18 protein-coding genes are annotated in these 22,759 nt (G+C 57.9%); 15 read left to right on the top strand and 3 right to left on the bottom strand.

All coding sequences use genetic code 11. The features are described from left to right. Nucleotides 1-344 precede the first annotated feature (344 nt). Nucleotides 345-809, bottom strand: coding sequence for a DUF3817 domain-containing protein (locus ADB02_RS09640; RefSeq protein WP_049190796.1), 465 nt, complete (start codon nt 807-809; stop codon nt 345-347). Between the two features lie 115 nt (nt 810-924). Between ADB02_RS09640 and ruvC the strand changes: the two genes are divergently transcribed. The 8 genes from ruvC to ADB02_RS09600 all read left to right on the top strand — a co-directional run bounded on the left by ruvC (nt 925) and on the right by ADB02_RS09600 (nt 10,272). Beyond that, nucleotides 925-1,482: a crossover junction endodeoxyribonuclease RuvC gene (ruvC, locus tag ADB02_RS09635; protein ID WP_048731311.1), complete on the top strand. Its 558-nt coding sequence runs from the start codon at nt 925-927 to the stop codon at nt 1,480-1,482. Between the two features lie 82 nt (nt 1,483-1,564). Further along, the gene (ruvA, locus tag ADB02_RS09630) at nt 1,565-2,185 is read left to right on the top strand and encodes a Holliday junction branch migration protein RuvA (protein ID WP_048731308.1); all 621 of its coding nucleotides are present in this window, start codon (nt 1,565-1,567) and stop codon (nt 2,183-2,185) included. Between the two features lie 66 nt (nt 2,186-2,251). Then, a complete protein-coding gene (gene ruvB, locus ADB02_RS09625; RefSeq protein ID WP_049190793.1) occupies nt 2,252-3,364 on the top strand; it encodes a Holliday junction branch migration DNA helicase RuvB in 1,113 nt (370 codons plus the stop codon). 66 nt (nt 3,365-3,430) lie between these two features. Then, complete coding sequence (gene yajC / locus ADB02_RS09620; protein WP_049190818.1) at nt 3,431-3,895, top strand: preprotein translocase subunit YajC; 465 nt, start codon at nt 3,431-3,433, stop codon at nt 3,893-3,895. A gap of 311 nt (nt 3,896-4,206) precedes the next feature. Next, a complete protein-coding gene (secD, locus tag ADB02_RS09615; protein WP_049190792.1) occupies nt 4,207-6,132 on the top strand; it encodes a protein translocase subunit SecD in 1,926 nt (641 codons plus the stop codon). A 6-nt stretch (nt 6,133-6,138) separates the two neighbouring features. Next, on the top strand, nt 6,139-7,356 hold the full coding sequence (gene secF, locus ADB02_RS09610; RefSeq protein ID WP_049190789.1) for a protein translocase subunit SecF: 1,218 nt from the start codon (nt 6,139-6,141) through the stop codon (nt 7,354-7,356). A 110-nt stretch (nt 7,357-7,466) separates the two neighbouring features. Next, nucleotides 7,467-8,003 (top strand): adenine phosphoribosyltransferase, encoded by a 537-nt coding sequence (locus ADB02_RS09605; protein WP_016422687.1) that lies wholly within the window; start codon nt 7,467-7,469, stop codon nt 8,001-8,003. 7 nt (nt 8,004-8,010) lie between these two features. Beyond that, a complete protein-coding gene (locus ADB02_RS09600) occupies nt 8,011-10,272 on the top strand; it encodes a RelA/SpoT family protein (RefSeq protein ID WP_016422688.1) in 2,262 nt (753 codons plus the stop codon). A 121-nt stretch (nt 10,273-10,393) separates the two neighbouring features. On the opposite strand, the gene ADB02_RS09595 is transcribed toward ADB02_RS09600, so the two are convergent. After that, a complete protein-coding gene (locus ADB02_RS09595) occupies nt 10,394-11,233 on the bottom strand; it encodes a peptidylprolyl isomerase (protein ID WP_049190815.1) in 840 nt (279 codons plus the stop codon). 292 nt (nt 11,234-11,525) lie between these two features. Between ADB02_RS09595 and ADB02_RS09590 the strand changes: the two genes are divergently transcribed. Continuing rightward, a complete protein-coding gene (locus ADB02_RS09590; RefSeq protein ID WP_049190788.1) occupies nt 11,526-12,197 on the top strand; it encodes an MBL fold metallo-hydrolase in 672 nt (223 codons plus the stop codon). A gap of 43 nt (nt 12,198-12,240) precedes the next feature. Next, nucleotides 12,241-13,524, top strand: a complete 1,284-nt coding sequence (hisS, locus tag ADB02_RS09585; RefSeq protein WP_049190787.1) for a histidine--tRNA ligase — start codon at nt 12,241-12,243, stop codon at nt 13,522-13,524. A gap of 27 nt (nt 13,525-13,551) precedes the next feature. Here the strand turns inward: hisS and ADB02_RS09580 are convergent, their stop codons facing one another. After that, nucleotides 13,552-14,439, bottom strand: coding sequence for a neutral zinc metallopeptidase (locus ADB02_RS09580; protein ID WP_016422692.1), 888 nt, complete (start codon nt 14,437-14,439; stop codon nt 13,552-13,554). 271 nt (nt 14,440-14,710) lie between these two features. On the opposite strand from ADB02_RS09580, the gene aspS reads away from it, so the two are divergent. The 5 genes from aspS to ruvX all read left to right on the top strand — a co-directional run bounded on the left by aspS (nt 14,711) and on the right by ruvX (nt 22,673). Then, entirely contained in the window at nt 14,711-16,540 is a 1,830-nt protein-coding gene (aspS, locus tag ADB02_RS09575; RefSeq protein WP_016422693.1) for an aspartate--tRNA ligase, read from the top strand. Nucleotides 16,541-16,687: 147 nt separating this feature from the next. After that, nucleotides 16,688-17,869, top strand: a complete 1,182-nt coding sequence (locus ADB02_RS09570) for a phosphotransferase family protein (protein WP_016422694.1) — start codon at nt 16,688-16,690, stop codon at nt 17,867-17,869. Nucleotides 17,870-18,017: 148 nt separating this feature from the next. Continuing rightward, nucleotides 18,018-19,343 (top strand): replication-associated recombination protein A, encoded by a 1,326-nt coding sequence (locus ADB02_RS09565; RefSeq protein WP_241482452.1) that lies wholly within the window; start codon nt 18,018-18,020, stop codon nt 19,341-19,343. Between the two features lie 128 nt (nt 19,344-19,471). Continuing rightward, nucleotides 19,472-22,132, top strand: a complete 2,661-nt coding sequence (gene alaS / locus ADB02_RS09560; RefSeq protein ID WP_049190781.1) for an alanine--tRNA ligase — start codon at nt 19,472-19,474, stop codon at nt 22,130-22,132. Between the two features lie 37 nt (nt 22,133-22,169). Then, nucleotides 22,170-22,673 (top strand): Holliday junction resolvase RuvX, encoded by a 504-nt coding sequence (ruvX, locus tag ADB02_RS09555; RefSeq protein ID WP_049190777.1) that lies wholly within the window; start codon nt 22,170-22,172, stop codon nt 22,671-22,673. Nucleotides 22,674-22,759: the final 86 nt, after the last annotated feature.

Below are 22,759 nucleotides of genomic sequence, written 5' to 3'. Positions count from 1 at the left end.
GTCAAAGAGTGTGTCTGATCCTCAGGATAGCGACTGGTCAGAGCCCGCCTGCGGGTAGCTCCACACCCTGGGGTTAAGGAGAAAAACTGACAACCCGACACACTGGCAACCTCAAAAAATTACGGGCTGCGCGTGTGAATACGGCTGCAAATGTGAAACTGTGCGAGTTTATGTCACTATCAGACGATTTTTCAGGTCATTTTTGTCATAAACGCAGTCAGTAACTCGCATTGGGGTAAGTAGCGAAGGGTGCCCGCCCGCCGACGCACCGGTCGACACGCCAGACGGACACACTTTTGCCAATAAACCCGATTTTGGTTTCTGAAAGTTTTAGTAGAACCGTTTTAAGAGAACCACTGAGTCGGAGGTCCCGCCATCAGCAACAGTGTGAAGACCACGGCGAGAACAATCAGGATGACGAATGCCGAGATAAACGGGCGGCGAATAATCATCGCGAGTGCCCACTCGAAAATGCCCTGTGGCTCCTCGGATTCGTCGGTAAAGCGCCAGGGCCGATCCAAGAGGCCTGCCTTCAGGGTGTTTCGTTCAAACGGATAGGTTGCGAATGGAATGATAGAAGAGGCGAGGCCGATGACACCGCGGCCAAAGCTCCACTGCTGGTTGATCCACACCATGATGGTGGTGACTACGTAGCACAGGAACGTAAAACCGTGGATGCCGCCGAAGATGGTGGTGGCGATGTCAGTGACTTTGAACAGGTACTTCAGTGCCAGCCCCAAGAGCAGCAGAGCCCACGTGACCATTTCAGCTGCAGCGAGAACGCCGTAGAGCTTCTTCGGTGAATTCATGGTGTTAAACCTATCAGAACCAACGGTTGGTACCCCGTGTAGCTACGATACAAACAGCTGTTCGAAATGTGGTATTAGTGGAGAGGTGAACTATCGAGCTGGATCTCTGCGGGTGATGGGTATCGACCCTGGCCTTACTCGTTGTGGTCTCTCCATTGCGGAAGGTGCTCAGGGCAGGAAAGTCATTCCCATTGCGGTGGGGGTCGCCCGCACACCAACCACGGCATCGTTGGAGGATCGTCTTCTACGGCTTTCCAATGCCGTGGAGCAGTGGATGGATGAGTACGAGCCGGACGTGGTTGCGATGGAACGGGTATTCGAGCGCGGCAATGTGTCCACCGTAATGCAGACTGCGCACGCGGTTGGTGTCCTTGTCCTCGCTGCGGCGAGACGCGGTTTGGAAGTGCATATGTACACGCCGTCGGAGGTAAAGAAGGCGCTTACCGGCAACGGTCGGGCTGATAAGAAGCAGATGACCATGATGGTGACGAGAATCCTCGGGTTGGAAACTCCGCCAAAACCTGCGGACGCAGCGGATGCGTTGGCCATCGCTATCTGCCACTGTTGGCGTGGTCCGGTTCTGCAACGCCAGCGCGACACCTTGGCTGCGCTTGCTAAGCAACACGAGGAGCGGGAGTTGGAGCTTTCTCGCCGTGAGAATCCCTCGCGGTAGGGGAGCCTGCTAGAGCACACTTGTGAGTTCGGCGTTTATCTCGGTGTCTTTCGGGAAGCCGTAGTGAAAGGAATTGTGAGAAGTGATTGCATCTCTACGCGGTGAGGTTATCGATCTCGGTGCGGACTATTGCGTTATCGAGTGCGGTGGTGTCGGGCATTTGGTCACCATTACGGGCAGGTTAGCTTCTCAGTTGGTGAGGCATGAGCAGACTTTCATGTTGACCACAATGGCGGTTCGTGAAGATGCGATTACGCTTTTTGGTTTTGCCAACTCGCAGGAACGTGAGATGTTTGCGCTCTTGCGCACTGTCTCAACAGTGGGGCCAAAAGTAGCGATGTCTGTTCTATCGGTACTGTCGCCGGCCGAGATTGCCAATGCGGTTGCCTCAAAGAATGCCAAGGCCCTCCAGGCGGCTAACGGCGTCGGCAAGCGATTGGCGGAGCGCCTGTTGGTTGAGTTGAAGGATAAGGTCGAGGTTTTCGCGGATAGGGCGGTATCCCAGCCGGAGGAAGCTGCAAGCGGAGCAGCGCCTGGCATTGTTTTGAAGGCAGATCTGGATCAGGTCGTTGGTGCTTTGGTCGGGCTTGGGTTCCCGGAAGCTGATGCGAATGAGGCAGCGGAGACTGTTGTTCGGATTGATCCGACCTTGGATACATCAATGGCGCTGAAGGCGGCGCTAAAGACATTGGGCGAAAAGTAAATCCAGGTCGAGGACCTGCAGCTACATTGATGATGAAAAATGGCAGTGCACTAGGATGAGGGGACTATGAGCGATATCGAGCGCACGGAGTTTAACGTGTCGGGCAATCCCTTCAGGGACTCTTTAGATGGAGCAGCCAACGACCATTTTGGCGGTGGGGGAAATGGTGCACAACGTGATGTCGATGCCCGCGCTCAGGTCGAGGAAGTCGATGCGGAATCGAACCTGCGACCAAAGTCGTTAGGGGAGTTTATCGGCCAACCCAAGGTCCGCGAGCAGCTGGATTTGGTGCTCTCCGGGGCACGGGGACGAAATGTGACTCCGGACCACATTCTGCTGTCGGGACCTCCCGGCCTGGGTAAGACCACCATGGCCATGATTATTGCGCAGGAGATGGGGTCGTCCCTGCGAATGACGTCCGGTCCGGCGCTTATTCGCGCTGGCGATTTGGCAGCAATGCTATCGAACCTGCTCGAGGGCGATGTACTCTTCATTGACGAGATCCACCGCATTGCCAGGCCCGTGGAGGAAATGCTCTACATGGCAATGGAAGATTTCCGTATTGATGTCATCGTGGGCAAGGGGCCTGGAGCTACGTCAATTCCACTCGAGATTCCACCTTTTACGCTGGTAGGCGCAACGACGCGCTCGGGTATGCTGACTGGCCCACTGCGTGACCGTTTCGGTTTTACTGCGCAGATGGAGTTCTACGAGGTCGAGGATCTGACAAAGGTGGTTACCCGTGCCGCTGGGATCCTCGGGGTGGATATCAGCCCAGAGGCTGCAGTGGAGATTGCCTCGCGTTCGCGAGGTACCCCGCGAATTGCCAACCGCCTACTGCGTCGCGTTCGCGATTTCGCAGATGTTCACTCCGGTGGCGTTATTGATCTTGGTGCGGCCAAGGCGGCGTTGATTGTCTTCGATGTCGATGAGCTTGGGCTGGACCGCTTGGACCGCGCAGTGCTGACTGCCCTGGTCAAGGGGCACGGTGGCGGCCCGGTGGGCGTGAATTCCCTGGCGCTGGCAGTCGGTGAGGAGCCCTCGACTGTGGAAGAAGTGTGCGAGCCCTACTTGGTCCGTGCCGGGATGATTGCGCGTACATCGCGCGGACGTGTTGCAACTGCCCGAGCATGGCGGCACTTGGGGTTGCAGCCTCCGGAGGGAACTATCGGAGAATAGCTTTCTCATCGACCTGGCCGGGGCAGTGTGGAATTGCTAGCTGGCAATTCGTTAAACTCGGCAGACATGGATCAAACTATTCTCCTCCTACTTATTTTCTTGTTCCTGGCGCTGCCAATTTGGCAGATCATCAAGCAGAACAAGCAGGTGCGCACCATTCGGGACATGCAGGATAAGTTGGCCCCGGGCGCAGAGGTCATCACCGGTTCCGGTATGCATGGTGTGGTCGTTGATACGACCGAAACAACCGTCGACCTGATTATCGCTGACGGCATCGTGACCCGGTGGGAAAAGGGCGCCATTGCCCGCAACCTCACCACCGGTACCGGAGCTAGCTACGCTCACCGTGATCGACGTGGCCGTGTTTCCGATGCGCCAGATGACCACGTCGGCGATGTCCAAGAAATCACCGGCCACGGTCCGGATGACAATGCCGCTTCGGACATCAATGAGCAGGTCGAGAACCCGAATACTCCGAGTAACTCGGATAACACGGGTACAGACGGTTCCACTTCCACCGAAAAGCAGTAGCAGTTTTTTGCACGCCCACGCCCTGCTGGTTTGCATGCATCCAAGCTGTAGCGTGCGCCGTGGGGTTAGCGGGCGCGTCCCAGGTTTCGCCGTCGGCAAGCGTGGGCAAGATTTTCACTAAATAGGTACAAGTCAAAACCGGCGCACTACGCTAAATCGGTTATTCTCTAGCGGTTGGTGTTTATAGCTTTGCTTAGCGACGCCCGCAATGCCTCTTCCTGGTATCGCGCGATTTCGCGGTGCGGTTATAGACCTGCGTTTCTACCCGAAGCGCTTAAGTACCTAAACGTCACGATTCAGGAGACTTTGCTTTGAACAGCAAATCCAGATCCGGTGCGAATACATTCAAGAGGAACTGGCCGCAGTGGCTGTTGGCACTGTTTGTTGGCTTCCTCATCCTTACGTACGCACTCGTCTTTTTCACCGGCGGCGGATCAGCCAAGCCAAAGTTGGGCATCGACTTGCAGGGTGGTACCCGAGTAACCTTGGTGCCGCAGGGCGAAAAGCCGACGCGCGATCAGCTGGACCAGGCTCGCAAGATTCTGGAGAACCGCGTAAACGGCATGGGCGTCAGCGGCGCTCAAGTTGTCACCGACGGTGACACGCTGGTCATTACCGTGCCGGGTGAAGACTCACAGGAGGCGCGTACGCTCGGCCAGACTTCGCAGCTCTTCTTCCGTCCGGTAGAACAGCCCACCCAGGGCCCTGATGAAGCTGCCTTTGGCGAGGTAGTTAAGAAGACTGCTGAAGATTGGGTGTCAGTCGGTGTCCTGTCGAAGGAGGACGCCGCCAAGCGTGTTGATGACCTCTACAAGGACATGAACGAAACGCAGAAGCGTGCAATTGATGCCTTCAAGGAACAGAACCCAGATCAGCCGGTTCCCGAGGAGCTGTCCAAGTCGCTGGGCGAGGCCCCGAAGTTGGACGCAACAGCTCCGGCAAAGCCGGCGAACTCAATTGAAGCGGCCGAGCTGCGTACGAAGGTTCGTGACGTGCTGTTGGCGACTCGCCAGTCCGAAGACCCAACGACACAGTTTGCAGCCGCTGCGCTGATGACCTGCGATAACCGCGATGCAGTTGATCCGCTACAGGGTGCCGATGACCCGGCCAAGCCGCTGGTGACCTGTGCGCCCGAAGGCGGTAAAGCCATCTTCCTGGGCAAGGCTCCGCTGTTGATTGGGCAGGAGGACGAGGCCAAGGGCCAGCGTCTGTCCGGCGACGCTATTGATACCAATGCGCCGATTAACGGTGGTTACGATCAGCAGTCTGGTCAGATTCAGGTCTCCTTTAGCTTCAAGTCCGGGAAGAATGACACCGGCGCTCGCACATGGACCAAGTTGACCAATGACTACCTGCAGCGGCAGGTCGCTATCGTGTTGGACTCGAAGGTCATTTCCGCCCCGGTGATTCAGGAGGCAACCCCAGTTGGTTCTGCCACCCGCATCACGGGCGACTTCTCAATCGACGAGGCACAGGGGCTGGCCAATAACCTGCGTTATGGTGCACTGCCGCTGTCGTTCGCAGGTGAGGACGGCGAGCCGGGCGGCACCACCACGACTATCCCGGCCATGCTTGGTTCGGCTTCCTTGGAAGCCGGTCTGCTTGCCGGCATTATCGGTATCGCCCTGATTGTCGTCTACGCGATTGCTCTCTACCGCGGCCTGGGCGTGATTTCGCTGGTTTCGCTGGCAGCAGCTGGAGCGATGGTCTACGGCGTCCTTGTCCTTCTTGGTCGTTGGATTGGCTACTCGCTCGATCTCGCTGGCATCGCCGGTATCATCATCTCCATCGGTGTAACGGCTGACTCCTTCATCGTCTTCTTCGAACGCATTAAGGACGAAATCCGCGCGGGTAGAACTTTCCGCTCCGCGGTTCCGCACGCTTGGCGACGAGCACGGCGCACCATCCTTTCGGGTAACTTTGTGTCCATCATTGCGGCTGTGGTTCTTTACATCCTGGCCGTTGGCGATGTCCGCGGTTTCGCATTCACACTTGGTCTCTCCACAGCATTCGACATTGTGACGGCTTTCCTCGTGACTGCGCCGTTGGTCATCCTGGCTACTCGTAAGTGGCCAGCTTTGTCCAAGCCGTCGATGAACGGCTTCGGCTCGGTCATGGAGATTGCACAGAGGAATAAGACTGTAGCTGCCGGTAAGAAGGCCGGAGCCTCCGATGCCTCCGCCAGTACGGCTGCCGACACCGGTGCAGCTCACTCCAGCGCGAATGAGGGGAAGTAGGAATCCATGAATACTACTCAGACGAATCCGGCGCTAATCACTGAGCCAGAAAGCGTGAAAGACGACTCCTTCTTCCGCCGCCTCTACACCGGCGAGGGTGGAATCAACATCGTCGGCAAGCGGAAGCGCTGGTACCAGATTGCCGTCGCCATCATCGTTGTTGCTTTCGCAGCGATGCTGATTCGCGGGTTCAGCTTCGGTATCGACTTCGAGGGCGGTACCAAGATGACTATGCCGCCGGCCTCAGTGACAACTGAGCAGGCCGAGGAGGTTTTCACCGAGGCGACCGGCGTGAAGCCGGAGCTGGTGCAAATTATCGGTTCTGGTGAGGGCCGAATCCTGGAGATCACCTCTGAGAAGCTGACTCAGGACGAGATTAATAGTGCTCGTATCGCGTTGAATGATGCATTCAAGCCCGTCGATGTACAGGGGCAGCAGACCCCGGATGCCATTGGTGACTCGACCGTGTCGGAGTCGTGGGGCTCTTCGATTACCAACCGAATGCTGCTGGCTGCAGTGGTGTTCCTGGGTCTGGTGTTCATCTACATCACCATTCACTTCGAGCGCGACATGGCCATTGCCGCAATTCTCGCCCTGGTTGTGGATGCAATCGTGATTATGGGCATCTACGCGCTCATTGGTCTTGACGTCACCCCGGCAACCATTATCGGCTTGCTGACAGTGCTGTCGTTCTCCCTGTACGACACCGTCGTGGTTTTCGACAAGGTCGACGAGAACACGGCAGGCTATCGTTCATCGACCCGTAGAAGTTACGCCGAGTTGGTGAACCTGGCGGTCAACCAAACCATCATGCGTTCTATCAACACCACGGTGTCGACGCTCCTGCCAATCCTGGCACTGATGGTCATCGCCGTGGGCATGCTAGGGGTCGGAACGCTGAAGGACCTTGCACTCGTTCAGCTCATCGGCATTATTCAAGGTACGTTCTCTTCGATCTTCCTGGCTTCGTCGCTGTTGGTGTCTCTTAAGTCGCGGCAGCGTGAATACCGCAAGCATGAAGAGGCGGTACTGTCTGCCCGCGCAAAGGCATCTGAGGGAGCCGGTTCGGGCACCGATTCCGCCACCACTGATGTTGCGGAGGACTCGGGCTCGAAGGAGCCGTCGGCAAGCGAGATGGAGCCGTCGACGCCGAAACGAACGGTGACGACTCCGAAGCTTGAGGGCGATGAAGACAAGCCGCTGTCCTGGCGTCCGGGGCAGTAGGAGGTAGCGCCTCCCAGTGGTTCGGGTGAAACTACTTTAAAAGCGCATTGTGCGGGTATCGTTGACAGGTACCCGCACTTTTTCTTTTCGCCGAAAAGGAGCTTAAACCTGTGTCGTATGCACACGCGCGTGAGGCATTAGCCGATCAGATTCGGTTCGTGCCCGATTTTCCAGTTGAGGGCGTACTCTTCGAGGACCTGACGCCGGCGCTTGCCGACGCCACGACGTTCGCCCTGATTGTGGACGAGATTTCCGCCAAGGTGGAAGAGTTCGGGGCTGATGTTATAGGCAGCCTAGATGCGCGTGGATTCCTGCTGGGTTCTGCGGTGGCGTACAAGCTTGGACTGGGAGTGCTCGCTATTCGTAAGAAGGGTAAGCTACCACCGCCTGTGCTGACCGAGACCTATGAACTGGAATATGGTACGGCCGCGCTTGAGATTCCGGCTAGTGGGTTTGAGCTGAAGGGCAAGAAGGCCGTACTTGTCGACGATGTGTTGGCAACTGGTGGCACCCTGTGTGCAGCTCGCGCCCTGCTGGAGACCGCTGGTGTCGAGGTAACCGGGCTGTGCACCGTGCTGGAGGTTGAAGGCCTGGGAGCTCGGGAGAAGCTTGCTGATCTGCCTTTGTACGTGGTTAATAAGGGGTGAATGAGTCATGGCTGAAGGGCCCGCACGCCGTTATGGTGCCCGCCTAGCGCGAAGCCTTACCGGCAACAGAACGAAAATCCGCCCGGTGCTAGATCCCCTTGTCGCGGTGCATCGACAGGTGCATCCGCGCGCAGATTTGGCTGTGCTTCAGCGTGCCTACGATACCGCCGAGCGCCTTCACGACGGCGTGTACCGGAAATCCGGCGAGCCATACATCACTCACCCGCTTGCAGTCGCCACTATTGCCGCCGAGATCGGCATGGATACCACCACGCTGGTGGCAGCGCTGCTACATGACACGGTCGAAGATACCGATTACACGCTGGAGGACCTGGAGCGGGACTTCGGCCCAGAAGTCGCACGACTGGTCGACGGTGTGACCAAATTGGATAAGGTCGCGTTGGGCTCCGCCGCCGAGGCAGAGACCGTGCGAAAGATGATTATCGCCATGAGCCAGGACCCGCGCGTGCTGGTTATCAAGGTGGCTGACCGGCTGCATAACATGCGCACAATGCGCTTCCTGCCGCCGGAAAAGCAGGCTAAGAAGGCCCGTGAGACCCTCGAGGTGATTGCACCGCTGGCGCATCGTTTGGGAATGGCCAGCGTGAAGTGGGAGTTGGAAGATCTCTCCTTCGCCATTTTGTACCCGAAGAAGTACGACGAGATTGTGCGTTTGGTCGCAGATCGAGCGCCGCAGCGGGACCGGTACATCCAGGAAGTCTCCGAGATGATTCAGAAGGATCTGAAGGAGTCTCACATTGCTGCTGAGGTACAGGGCAGGCCGAAGCACTACTGGTCGATTTATCAGAAGATGATTGTCCGCGGCCATGAGTTCGACGAGATTTTTGACCTGGTCGGACTTCGAGTTCTGGTGGACACGACCAAGGATTGCTATGCCGCGATGGGTGCCGTCCACTCGCTGTTCAAACCTATGCCGGGGCGATTCAAGGACTATATTTCCGCGCCGCGTTTCGGGGTTTACCAGTCGTTGCACACAACGGTCATCGGTCCAGGTGGCTCCCCGCTAGAAGTGCAGATTCGCACCCATGAGATGCACTACAACGCTGAGTACGGCATTGCCGCACACTGGCGCTACAAGGAAACCAAGGGCTCTCACAAGGGAGATTCCGCCGAAGTCGATCAGATGGCGTGGATGCGTCAGCTGCTGGATTGGCAGCGGGAGGCCGCAGATCCTAACGAGTTCCTGGACTCCCTGCGCTATGACCTCTCAGTCACTGAAATTTTTGCGTTCACACCTAAGGGCGATGTCATCACATTGCCTGCGGACTCCACGCCGGTCGACTTTGCCTACGCGGTCCATACTGAAGTAGGTCACCGATGTATTGGTGCCAAAGTCAACGGCAAGCTAGTGGCGTTGGAATCACCGCTAAAAACTGGCGACCGCGTCGAGATTTTCACGTCCAAGGATGCCGATTCCGGTCCGTCTAAGGACTGGGAGAAGTTTGTTAAAACTCCACGTGCGCGGGCAAAGATCCGTCAGTGGTTTGCCAAAGAGCGCCGCGAGGAGGCACTCGATGCCGGCCGTGACGCACTGGCTGCAGAGGTACAGCGCGGCGGTCTGCCGATGCACCGCCTGTTCACTCCGGCGTCCATCAAGCAGATTGCCTCCGAGCTGCACTATGCGGATGTCGATGCGCTCTATACCGCTATCGGTAAGGGGCAGGTCTCAGCGCAGCATGTGACTCACCGGCTGATGGCGCAGTTCTCGAGCGCGGACGATGCCGAAGAGCAGTTGGTCTCCCGCACGCCAATTTCAAAGATGAACGTGCACAACACTCCGCGCCGCGCTGACAGCACGGGTGTGTTGGTAGAAGGCAGCGCGGATATGGCCGCTAAGCTTGCCAAATGCTGTACGCCTGTGCCGGGCGATGCCATCTTTGGCTTCGTCACCCGCGGCGGTGGGGTCAGTGTGCACCGTACGGACTGCACTAATGCGGAGAAGCTGCACCAGGAGCCGGAGCGCATTATCGAGGTCTCCTGGGCAACAGATTCCTCCGGTGCGGTCTTCATGGTTACGGTGCAAATCGAAGCACTTGACCGTCATGGACTGCTCTCGGAGATTACTCGCGTCTTCTCCGATCAGAAGGTCTCAATCCTGTCGACGTCCTCCCATACCTCCGATGACCGCGTTGCCGTAATGCGTTTTAGCTTCGAGGTTTCGGACACTAAGCAGATGGGCTATATCTTCAACATTCTGCGCGGTGTCGAGGGAGTCTTCGATGTCTACCGCATTACTTCTGGTCAGTAGGCGGTTTAGCAGCCCATCGATATGTGAAAAAGGATGAGGCCGCGTAGGTATTAAAACAGGGCCAAGGTGAAACACCTTGGCCCTGTTTTTGATTAATTTCTGAATCAGTCAGTTGAGTCAGCTACTTGACTTCCGCCTTCTCAATACGGACTTCCTTAGCTGGCTTACCGTCAGAGGTACCGCCGCCCTCGATACCGTTCTTCGCAATGTCCGCAACCGTCTTGGTGCCCTCGTCAGTCATGGAGCCAAGCACGGTGTACTGCGGAGGCAGCTGAGAATCTGCCCAGTTGAGGAAGAACTGGCTGCCGTTGGCATCTGGGTCGCTCGGGTTTGCCATGGCGATAGAGCCCTTCGGGTACACCAACGGGGTATTCTGATCCAGACCAGAATCCTTGACCGGCCATTCGCCAGCGAACTTGAAGCCCGGGCCGCCGGTACCGGTACCAGTCGGGTCGCCACACTGCAGAACGTTCAGGCCACCACCGGTAATACGGTGGCACACAGTGTCATTGAAGTAGTCGGACTTGGCCATGTGCTCAATTGCATTGACGCCGCAAGGTGAAATAGCGCGGTCCAGCTCCATCGGAATGTCGCCCTGGTTAGTCTTCAGGGTGATGGTTACAGTGCCAGTGGCGGGAACGTTGTCGGTAGCTGGCTTATCTATGTCCTTCGATGCCTCGCCATCATCCGGGTAGTCACAGGTCACGGTTTCCGGAAGTGGGGAAGAGCGCTTCATTGGAACCTTTTCACCGCTGACAGGAGTAGCTGTCAGAGCTGCAGGTTCGACTGGAGTCGTGGATTCATCAGCGGCCTCATTGTCGTCAGCGCCGCCAGCCGTGGTCAGCAAGTAGATGCCGCCACCGATAAAGAGCAGGATAGCCAAGGTAGTTACGACAACGCCCAGTGGCTTCAGCTTCTCGGCACGTGCACGGCGCTTAAGTTCGCGCTCGAGCGTCCGCATCGCATCTTTGCGCCTTTGCTCATTATTGGCCACTAGTCTTTCTCCGTATCTGTTAGTCATCTATTGCTGGTGACGGAACACCAGCGGACGATTTTGCCCATTGATAGTGACCGCATTTGAAGTAACAGCTCAGTCGGTCACCGTCGCGTACACAATCGACCATTATGCCCGGGATTGCTTCCCATTTGCGAGATGACAGGCCAACGAGCAAGGGGAAAGGTGCTCTCTTCCCGTTGTTGGAAGGCGCAAATAGCCTGCCGGGGGCTGTACACAATCGTTACAATGGAGCGCCATGGAGATATTTGGATTTGCAGCCGGCCCTTTTCAGACCAACTGCTACGTGGCAACAGGCGCTCCGGGGATGGACGATTTGGCTACCCCGTGCGTGATTATTGACCCGGGCATGGGAGCGTTCGAGGTAATACGCGGCGAGGTTGAAAAGCGAGATTGGAAGCCGGAAGCAATTCTGCTGACCCATGGTCATATCGACCACGTCCGCGATGTCGCGGAGGCCGCCGACTTCTGGGATATCCCTGTCTTCATTCACGAAAGCGACAATGTGTTGCTGGCCAATCCGAAACTCGGCGGTTCTTCTTTCGGACACCTCTTTGACATCGAATCCATGCAGGCTTATACAAAAGCTGGTTTCTTCGAGGATGGCGACGAAGTAAAGTGGGCAGGGTTGAATTTCGAAGTCATTCACGCTCCGGGTCACTCTCCGGGATGCGTGATGCTGCGCGCTTCCGATGGGGAAGATGAGATTGTCTTCAGCGGGGACGTCCTCTTTAAGGGGGCTATCGGTCGCGTAGATTTGCCGGGCAGTAGTCCGGAGCACATGCAGCAGTCGTTGAAGGATAAGGTCCTCCCGCTGGCGGATGACCTCATGATTCTTCCGGGCCATGGCTCCGCATCGTCGATAGGCGAGGAGCGCGCGACCAACCCGTTCCTGCAAAACCTCACCTAGCCTGGCTGACACCTCGTGAGAGTTGGCAGGTAGAGTTAGCGGGGTGAACTCTAGCCAGAAGCCAAAGAAGTTGAAGCCATTCTCCGCGCCCAAGGGCGTGCCGGATTACGTCCCGCCGGTCTCCCGCGAATTCGAGGCGGTGCGAAACTCATTCCAGCACCGCGCACGACTTGCGGGCTATGAGCACATTGAGCTGCCAATTTTCGAGGACACCGGGCTTTTTGCACGTGGCGTAGGTGAATCGACGGACGTCGTCACCAAGGAGATGTACACGTTCGCCGACCGCGGCGACCGCTCCGTCACCCTGCGCCCGGAGGGTACCGCGGGCGTGATGCGCGCGGTCATTGAGCACAATTTGGACCGCGGTCAGTTGCCGGTCAAGCTTTCCTACGCGGGGCCGTTCTTCCGCTATGAACGCCCGCAGGCAGGCCGTTACCGTCAGTTGCAGCAGGTGGGCGTAGAGGCAATCGGCGTCGATGATCCTGCGCTGGACGCTGAAGTCATCGCGCTTGCCGACGCATGCTTCCGCGGTATCGGGCTCGAAGGCTTCCGCCTTGAACTGACAAGCCTTGGCGACAACACCTGCCGCCCTGAATATCGCGCTAAGCTGCAGGAGTTCTTGTTTGACCTGCCTCTGGATGAGGAAACGCGCCACCGTGCAAACATCAACCCGCTGCGCGTTCTCGACGATAAGCGACCGGAAATGCAGGAAATGCTTGCCGACGCGCCGCTGATGCTGGACCACCTTTCTGACAGCGCTCGCGGTCACTTTGAAGCTGTGACTGGACTGTTGGATGACATGAAGGTGCCCTATGTCATCAATCCTCGAATGGTGCGCGGACTGGACTACTACACCAAGACGTGCTTCGAGTTTGTTCACGACGGCCTTGGTGCTCAGTCGGGTATCGGTGGCGGTGGTCGCTACGACGGGCTGATGGCGCAGCTAGGCGGCCAAGAGCTGTCTGGAATTGGCTTTGGTTTGGGTGTGGATCGCGCGCTGCTCGCACTGGAAGCAGAGGGCAAGCAGGCCAGCGATGGTCGACGCGTCGATGTGTATGGTGTTGCGCTCGGTGAAGAAGCCGCTCACGCTATGGCGGTGCAGATCAATAAGCTGCGCCAAGCGGGTATCCGCGCAGATATGTCCTACGGCGGCCGCGGTCTGAAGGGCGCGATGAAGGGTGCCGATCGCGCTGGAGCCCGATTTGCGTTGGTCCTCGGCGAGTCTGAATTGGCCGCGGGCGAGGTTCAGCTGAAGAACCTTGAGTCCCACGAGCAGCACGCAGTCGCCCTAGATGCACTGGTTCAGGAGTTGCAGTCGCGCATCTAGGAAACGCGCATTTGTTGAGTGCGGAGTCTAGCTGTAGACGCCGCGCTCGAGAGTGTCGCACTGAGACATCTTTCCTGACTTGTAGCCGGTGAGGAATGCCTTCGTACGCTGCTCGGCCGAGCCGTGGGTCCAGGAGTCCGGTTGAACACCACCGCCGGAATGCTGCTGGATGGTGTCATCGCCAATGGCCTTCGTAGTTTTGAGGGCATCGGCAACTTGCTCGTCGGAAAGCGGTTCGAGGATTGCGTCCGGCCCCTTGTCCGCGTAATGAGCCCAGATACCCGCGTAGCAGTCGGCCTGCAGCTCGATCTTTACAGCGTCGGAATCGGGGCCCGGTTCGTTGTAGTTACTGCGGCCGAGTGTGCCCTCCAACCTTTGGATATGGTGGGCGAATTCGTGGGCCACGACGTATTCCTGTGCGAGCGGTCCGTTGCCTCCGCCCATGCGCTCCAGGGTGCTAAAGAACTCCGTGTCGAAGTAGGCCGTTTGATCGGCGGGGCAGTAGAACGGGCCGGTGGACGAGGACGCTGCGCCGCAGCCCGACTGAGTGGAGCCTTCAAAGAGGACTAAGCCTGGGTTCGTGTACTCGATGCCGGCCTGTGCGGGGAGTTGTTCTTCCCAGACTCGGTCGACCGAAATACCGGTGAATTCCATCCGGCAATCGATGCGGCTGTTGGCATCTTCGCCGGTCTTGCATGGATCCTCGCCAGGGGACTGCTGTGCAGTCTGCGAGGACTGGTTGTTCTGGGCACCTGTCAGCTGTCCCAATTGTCCCGGGTCGCCGCCGAGAAGTAAGTACAGGCCGATGAGGACAAGGCCGCCGATACCGCCACCGCCTACGGCGATAGCGCGGCCACCACCCGAGCGTCGCTCGGCACGAGCCGAGCTCTTTTGGAAGTCATTCCGGAAGGTCATAGGAGTAAGACTATTGCATAAGGTGCGGAAAACGGGCCATTGAATAGCGCTGCGTCATAGTATCCGCATGTAAATCAACGTCAGGATCTACGGAGAACTTTGTCTAAGTGAGTACATGAAGCCCGAGGTAGGCCCAAGGCGATGACCGGTAATAAGCAAAATAGCCGGGGTCTTCTTCTCACCTTTCTGGCTTCAAGGTAGACTACACGGACGAAACCGCTATCCACAGCGTTAATCCCTATAGCACCAATTTTGGAAGGACCAATTCGCAGTGCTTCGTACGCATCTTGCCGGAGACCTCCGCGCTGACCTCGCCGGCAGCACAGTAACCCTGACCGGTTGGGTAGGACGCCGCCGTGACCATGGTGGCGTGATCTTCATCGACATGCGTGACCGCTCCGGTTACGCCCAGGTTGTGTTCCGCAACAGCGAAGTTGCTGAGCGTGCACACCACCTGCGCAGCGAATACTGCATTCAGGTCACCGGTGTCGTTGAGAAGCGCCCGGAGGGCTCCGAAAACCCGAACCTGGCATCGGGTGAAATTGAGGTCAATGTTACGGAGCTGACCATCCTCAACGAGTCGGCGGCATTGCCGTTCCAGCTCGAGGATGTTGGAACTTCTGGCACTGTCGGCGAGGAAGCCCGCCTGAAGTACCGCTACCTAGACCTACGCCGTGAAGGCCCGGCCAAGATTATGCGTCTCCGTGCGGCTGTCAACCGCGCAGCCCGTAAGGTGCTGGACAGCCACGACTTCACCGAAATCGAGACCCCGACGTTGACTCGCTCTACGCCGGAAGGTGCTCGTGACTTCGTGGTGCCGGCTCGTTTGAAGCCGGGCACTTTCTACGCACTGCCGCAGTCCCCTCAGTTGTTCAAGCAGCTGCTTATGGTCGCTGGCATGGAGCGCTACTACCAGATCGCCCGCTGCTACCGAGATGAGGACTTCCGCGCTGACCGCCAGCCGGAGTTCACTCAGCTCGACGTTGAGATGAGCTTCGCCGAGCAGGACGATGTCATTGCGCTGGCAGAAGAGATTCTGGTTGCTATCTTCGCCGAGGCCGGTGTCACTGTTCAGACCCCGATTCCACGCATGACCTTCAAGGAGGCCATGGAGAAGTACGGTTCTGACAAGCCGGACCTGCGCTTCGACATTCCGCTGGTGGAGTGCACCGAGTTCTTCAAGGACACCACTTTCCGTGTCTTCCAGAACGATTACGTCGGTGCAGTTGTTATGGACGGTGGCGCATCGCAGCCTCGTCGTCAGCTCGACGCTTGGCAGGATTGGGCCCGCCAGCGCGGCGCAAAGGGCTTGGCCTACATCCTTGTTGGGGAGGACGGCACTCTGGGCGGCCCGGTTGCCAAGAACATTACTGACGCAGAGCGTGAAGGCATCGCGGCGCACGTAGGCGCGAAGCCGGGTGACTGCATCTTCTTCGCTGCAGGTGACGCTAAGAGCTCCCGTGCACTGCTGGGTGCTGCTCGTGGAGAGATTGCCAAGAAGCTCGGCCTTATCAAGGAAGGCGACTGGGCATTCACCTGGGTCGTCGACGCACCGTTGTTCGAGCCGGCTGCCGACGCTACCGCTTCCGGTGACGTTGCCCTGGGCCACTCGCAGTGGACTGCTGTGCACCACGCCTTCACCTCGCCGAAGCCAGAGCACATGGATACCTTCGACAAGGATCCTGGCAACGCACTGGCTTACGCCTACGACATCGTCTGCAACGGTAACGAAATTGGTGGCGGCTCCATTCGTATTCACCGCCCAGATGTCCAGAAGCGCGTCTTCGATGTTATGGGCATCGGCGAGGAAGAGGCACAGGAGCAGTTCGGCTTCCTGCTGGATGCCTTCCAGTACGGCGCTCCGCCGCACGGTGGTATCGCATTCGGTTGGGACCGTATCGTTTCCCTGCTGGCCGGCGTTGACTCGATTCGCGAAGTTATCGCCTTCCCGAAGTCCGGTGGCGGCGTTGATCCGTTGACTGACGCCCCGACTCCGATTACCGCTCAGCAGCGCAAGGAGACCGGTATCGACTTCAAGCCGAAGCCAAAGCAGAAGGCAGACGGCGTTAAGGCAGCAGCCGACGCAGGCGACAGCAAGTAAACAAAGAAATCACATTGCGAGGAATGTGATCTGTCACTCCAGCGTGAACAGCGCGAGTGGCGCCAATTCCTCCTAACCAAGGCGTTACTGGCCACAACGCAACATCCGTATCGCCTGACTGAAACTGGCTCATTGAAAGGGCATTCAATGGAGTACTCGGACGACGCTGCAGCAGAAGTTGACAGCGTAGTTAAAGATGCAGAGACACTGCTTTCCGCACGATTCGGCGGCACTCCAGTGTTGTCGGATCCAGAAGTACTTACAGGTCAGTCAAACGCTCTTGTTGTCCGCGTACGGGTCGCCACAAATCCCTTTATGCAGGAACGCACGGTCGTCGTAAAGCAAATTCCTACGACGACTGAAGGCGTCGATCCCGCCGTTTTACGGGAAGTCGTGGCGTACCAGTTCATCAATACACTGCCTGACGACGTCCGCCCGGGGCCTCAGCTTCTTGCTTACGATGTTTCAAAGCAGCTATTGGTTCTCAGCGACGTCGGTGTCGTGGACACTCTTGCGGACGTACTCTTTCGTGGCGATGAAGAGCGACGATTGCGCGCATTCCGCAGCCTCGGCGCTTCGCTGGGTCGGATGCATATTCACACGCATACTCGTGAAGAGGGATTTGAGACCCTGCGTCGTCGTATGTGGGTGAAGAACAAGGTCGATCGCGAGGCTCTCGAGGCGCGTGACCACGGCATTGTGTCGGGGATTCGCTTTGGTATGCGAGCTGTCGAGGGGTCCGGCATTCCTGTTCCCGACGCTGTGCGCTCTTTCGGTGAGGATGCTGCTCGTCGAATTGAGAAGGGCACGCATAGGGCGTTTACTCCGTTTGACCTCGCCCCGGACAACATTCTGCTGGCGGATAAGGTCCAGTTCCTCGACTATGAGTGGGCTGGTTACCGCGATGTTATCTTCGACGTGGCCAGCGTCGTCGCAGGCTTCCCGCTGCACGTTTTCGTGGAGCGTCCATCGGAGGCAGAGGTCGACGTGTTTGTCCGTGCCTGGATGGAAGAGATTCGTGACCATTGGTATCGCGGCACGAGCGACCGCCGTTTGATGGCGTTCATCGCTGCAGCGTTGCTCGGTTGGTTTTTCATCTCCGCAACGGTTTCCTTCTTCGGTTCTCCAAAACAAGCGCTGTGGGTGGGGCATGAAGGACGCACGGACCTGAAGCCGGAAGTTGGCGGCTCAGCACTGGAGCGGCGCGACATGGCTAACACGGCTCGCGCGATTGCACAGTTCGCCCATAAGTGTGAGGACGATCGTGCCGACGAGCTGGAACAGTTCGCGCATGCAGTCATCGATTTCTTAGAGCAAGAGGAAGGCTAGGGCACACGTGGCGGATCCGAATAAGCTGCCGTCAGGCGGTGCAAACGGCTCCGCCGATGACGCTCCAGGGCTTTTCGACGAGCCTTCGGTCGCCGGACCTACAGCGGCCAAGAGCCAAGGTCGGAGTGCGGGGCCAGCAAGCACTGGCCTGAACTCCGATGCGAGCGCCTATTTTCACCCAGGTGCACACGCGCCGTTGGCGGTTCGGATGCGACCGCGAAACCTCGATGAAGTCGTTGGTCAAGACCACCTGTTAGCCCCCGGAGCACCGTTGCGCCGTCTGGTCGAAGGTGGCGGCGACACCTCCGTTATTTTGTTTGGCCCTCCCGGAACTGGCAAGACCACTCTCGCCAGTTTGATTTCCGCGGCGACTGGACGACACTTTGAAGCGCTTTCCGCGCTTAATGCCGGGGTAAAGGAAGTGCGTGCGGTTATCGACACTGCTCGTCGCACGCTCGTTAACCAGGGCATTCAAACGGTGCTCTTCATCGACGAGGTGCACCGTTTTTCCAAGACCCAGCAGGATGCCCTGTTGGGTGCCGTGGAAAACCGGATTGTCCTTCTCGTCGCGGCAACGACGGAAAACCCATCCTTCTCAGTGGTGTCCCCGCTGCTCAGTCGGTCACTGCTGTTGCAGTTGCAGTCACTGGACGACGAAGCCGTCGGCACGCTCATTGATCGAGCACTTACCGATGAGCGCGGCCTGAATGGTCGCGTCAGTATGACAGACGATGCACGTAAACAGCTCATTGCGCTGGCAGCTGGTGATGCTCGTCGTTCCCTCACGTACCTCGAGGCAGCCGCAGAAGCCGTCGCCGATGGTGAGCAGATTACCGCTGAGTCGCTTGCCAATTCGATCAACAGAGCCGTGGTTCGCTATGACCGCGACGGCGACCAGCATTACGACGTCACCAGCGCGTTTATTAAGTCCGTTCGCGGATCTGATGTCGATGCTGCCCTGCATTACCTGGCGCGGATGATTGAGGGTGGGGAAGACCCTCGGTTTATTGCCCGCCGAATCGTAATTCTGGCCAGCGAAGACATCGGTATGGCCGACCCGACAGCTCTGCAAACCGCCGTCGCCGCGGCGCAGGCAGTTGCCTTGATAGGGATGCCGGAAGCCCGGCTGACGCTGGCGCAGGCCACGATTCACTTGGCAACAGCACCGAAGTCGAATTCGGTCATAAGCGCAATCGACGGGGCATTGAAGGATGTTCGTTCCAGGAAGACCGGACCGGTGCCACCACATTTGCGCGACGGACATTACAGCGGGGCTAAGGACCTTGGTCACGCGGTGGACTATATCTACCCGCACAATGACCCCATGGGTGTCGTCGCCCAACAGTATCCACCAGATCAGTTGGTGGGCACCGATTATTTCGTCCCATCCAATCACGGTCGTGAAAACGGCATGGCTGAATACCTCGGACGCATTCGCCGAATTATCCGGGGGAGCCGCCGGAAATCGAAGTAGGCGAGATCGGTCGGAATCTACGGGGTGCCGGTGGGGTGGTTTTAAAGTTGCTCGAACCGAGCGGGTAGACTGCTAGTTTTGTATTAAACATCTCGGACGCTCGACGTGAAACGAGGAAGTAGAACACCGTGCAGACTCATGAAATTCGAAATCGCTTCATCCAGCATTTCGTAAAGGCGGGACACACCGAGGTCCCCAGTGCCTCCCTGGTTTTGGATGACCCGAACCTGCTGTTCGTTAATGCCGGCATGGTGCCGTTCAAGCCCTACTTCCTCGGCAATGAGACTCCGGACTTCTCCACCGCGACCTCAATTCAGAAGTGCGTGCGCACACTGGACATTGAAGAGGTAGGTATCACGACCCGCCACAACACCTTCTTCCAGATGGCGGGTAACTTCTCATTCGGAAATTACTTCAAGGAAGGTGCCATCACTCATGCATGGAGCCTTCTGACTGGTGCTGTTGAGGACGGCGGCTTTGGCATCCCGGCTGAGAAGCTGTGGGTAACTGTTTTCCTCGACGACGATGAGGCCCATGACATCTGGCACGAGAAGGTTGGTGTGCCGGAGGAGCGCATTCAGCGCCGAGGTATGGCGGACAACTACTGGTCCATGGGTGTGCCTGGCCCGTGTGGTCCGTGCTCAGAGATTTTCTACGACCGCGGCCCGGAGTACGGAGCTGATGGTGGCCCAGAGGCCGACGAGGATCGCTACATCGAGATTTGGAACCTCGTCTTCATGGAAAACGAGCGTGGCGAAGGAACAGGCAAGGACTCTTTCGAGATTCTTGGCCCGTTGCCGAAGAAGAACATCGATACCGGTATGGGGATCGAGCGTGTTGCTTTCCTGCTGCAGGGTGTCGACAACGTCTACGAAACCGACCTACTGCGTCCGGTTATCGACGAGGCTGAGCGGCTCACCGGTTCGAAATACAGCTCGAACCACCAGGACAACATCCGTTTCCGCGTCATCGCTGACCACAGCCGTACCGGCTTGATGCTGATGCTCGACGGTGTCACCCCCTCGAACTCCGATCGTGGCTATATTCTGCGTCGCCTGCTGCGCCGTATTATCCGCTCTGCGCGCCTGCTCGGCGCTAACGGTCCAGTGCTGGAGAAGCTGATTGGTATCGCGGCCGAGACCATGACCCCGTCGTACCCAGAGATCGCGGAGAACTGGAACCGTATTCGCCGCGTCGCCGTCGCCGAGGAAAAGACCTTCACCAAGACGCTGTCCGCTGGTGAGGAGCTGTTCGAGCGCGCGGCCACCAAGGCCAAGGCAGAGGGTAAAACCGTTCTATCCGGTCACGATGCCTTCACCCTGCATGACACCCACGGCTTCCCAATCGACCTGACCATCGAGATGGCCGAAGAAGCTGGCCTGACCATCGACCGCGAGGAATTCGATCGCGAGATGGCTGAGCAGCGTGCGCGTGCAAAGGCCGACAGCCAGGCAAAGAAGCAGTCGCACACCGACCTGCACGTCTACCGCGAGTTCATCGATGAACACCCGACGTCCTTCACTGGTTACGATCGGCTTGCCGACGAATCCACGATTCTCGGCATCATTGCTGATGGCCAGAAGCTGGCGTTTGCCGCAGAGGGCGATGAGATTGAGGTTATCCTCGACCGCACTCCGCTCTATGCCGAGGCCGGAGGTCAGCTGGCTGACCGTGGTCGAATCGTGACTGATTCCGGCGCTGTGGTCCACATCAACGATGTCCAAAAGGTGGGCAAGAAGCTGTGGCTTCACAAGGGCATCGTCACAGCCGGTGAGTTTACCCCGGGCGTCTCCGCTGAAGCTTTGGTCGACGAGCAGTGGCGTCACGGTGCTCGTCAGGCGCACACTGCAACTCACCTGATTCACGGTGCTCTGCGTCAGGTACTGGGGGATACTGCAACTCAGGCTGGTTCCATGAATAAGCCGGGCTACCTCCGTTTCGACTTCAAGTACGGTGAGCAGCTCACACCGGAACAGCTCCGTGAGATTGAGCAGATTACCAATGAGGCTGTCGACAACGACTGGGCTGTCAATACTGCCGAGATGCCGTTGGAAGAGGCCAAGGCCGCTGGTGCCATGGCATTGTTCAACGAGAACTACGGCGACATCGTCCGCGTTGTCGAGGTCGGTGGCCCGTTCTCAATTGAGCTGTGTGGCGGTACCCACGTTTCGCATTCTTCGCAGATTGGTCCGGTAGCTGTGCTGGGCGAGTCCTCTGTCGGATCGGGCGTGCGCCGTATTGAGGCCTACTCGGGTATCGATTCCTTCCGCTACCTGTCCACCGAGCGTCTCCTGGCTGAGCGACTGGCCACTGAATTCAAGGCTCCGTCTGCTGAGCTGCCAGACCGCATTGCAGCACTGGCTGAGAAGCTCAAGGCTGCAGAGAAGCAGCTCGCTGATTTCAAGGCCGGACAGCTGCTGGCCAATGCCGCGTCTCACCTGGAGTCCGCTCGCACCATCGGCGATGTCACCTACCTCGGACTTAAGCTTCCCGACGGTACGGAGATGAAGGACATCCGTTCGCTGGCTAATGACTTGGCGAAGCGCCTTGCGGATCGCCCAAGCGTCATTGCGTTGATCTCCAACGCCGGCGGCAAGGTTCCGTTTGTGGCCTCGGTTTCGGATGAAGCCGTCAATCGCGGTATTAAGGCCGGCGATTTGGTGAAGCTGATGGGCGCCGAGGTCGGCGGCAAGGGCGGCGGTAAACCGGCAATGGCACAGGGCTCCGGCTCTGATACCTCCGGTATCGACGCAGCATTGGCCGCTGTTGAGGCCGAACTGTCCAAGTAGCCAATTAACGGCTGTGCTATCGGAAGAGCAGTAAACAATGGCTAAGCCCCGCATTGATACCCCCGGCCAGGATGATCCCGGTCGGGGTCGACGGCTCGGAATCGACGTCGGCGATGTCCGCGTTGGTGTCGCAGTCTCTGACCCCGACTGTATCCTGGCGACCCCGGTTGAAACAGTCACTCGAGCAACGGGGCGAAAAGATCCTGACGGGCCGGATATTGACCGGCTCGTGGAACTCGCCACTGAACTTGAGGTCGTCGAGATTGTTGTCGGCATGCCCCTTATGCTCGACGGCACGTTCGGGACTTCTGCGCGGAAAGCTACTGACGTTGGATTCCGGCTGCAGCGCCGACTCGGTGACCGAGTCGTAGTGCATTACGCCGACGAGCGTATGACGACGGTAATGGCTCAATCACGGCTGCACGCAGCAGGTATTGATGTTAAGTCCGGGCGGAAGATTATTGACCAGGCTGCGGCAGTAGAAATTCTACAATCCTGGTTGGACAGACGGGCAAAAGCTTTGGACGAAAATACCGAGTAGGGGCACACAAAAGTTACCGAAAGGTGACAATTCACCCACCTTTGCGCAATTATTAAGTGTGTAATACCTGAGCACGTTTTCTTCGT

This window comes from Corynebacterium sp. 212_CJEI, assembly GCF_001055915.1.
Lineage (GTDB): Bacteria > Actinomycetota > Actinomycetes > Mycobacteriales > Mycobacteriaceae > Corynebacterium > Corynebacterium jeikeium_D.
Note: the sequence above shows the minus strand (reverse complement) of the source record. Positions and strands in the feature narration are given on the sequence as shown.

Bases quoted from the DNA above. Each gene is read 5' to 3' on its own strand.
- ADB02_RS09640 (WP_049190796.1), bottom strand. From the start codon at position 809: ATGAATTCACCGAAGAAGCTCTACGGCGTTCTCGCTGCAGCTGAAATG.
- ruvC (WP_048731311.1), top strand. From the start codon at position 925: ATGGGTATCGACCCTGGCCTTACTCGTTGTGGTCTCTCCATTGCGGAA.
- ruvB (WP_049190793.1), top strand. From the start codon at position 2,252: ATGAGCGATATCGAGCGCACGGAGTTTAACGTGTCGGGCAATCCCTTC.
- yajC (WP_049190818.1), top strand. From the start codon at position 3,431: ATGGATCAAACTATTCTCCTCCTACTTATTTTCTTGTTCCTGGCGCTG.
- secF (WP_049190789.1), top strand. From the start codon at position 6,139: ATGAATACTACTCAGACGAATCCGGCGCTAATCACTGAGCCAGAAAGC.
- ADB02_RS09600 (WP_016422688.1), top strand. From the start codon at position 8,011: ATGGCTGAAGGGCCCGCACGCCGTTATGGTGCCCGCCTAGCGCGAAGC.
- ADB02_RS09595 (WP_049190815.1), bottom strand. From the start codon at position 11,233: ATGCGGACGCTCGAGCGCGAACTTAAGCGCCGTGCACGTGCCGAGAAG.
- ADB02_RS09590 (WP_049190788.1), top strand. From the start codon at position 11,526: ATGGAGATATTTGGATTTGCAGCCGGCCCTTTTCAGACCAACTGCTAC.
- ADB02_RS09580 (WP_016422692.1), bottom strand. From the start codon at position 14,439: ATGACCTTCCGGAATGACTTCCAAAAGAGCTCGGCTCGTGCCGAGCGA.
- ADB02_RS09570 (WP_016422694.1), top strand. From the start codon at position 16,688: ATGGAGTACTCGGACGACGCTGCAGCAGAAGTTGACAGCGTAGTTAAA.
- ruvX (WP_049190777.1), top strand. From the start codon at position 22,170: ATGGCTAAGCCCCGCATTGATACCCCCGGCCAGGATGATCCCGGTCGG.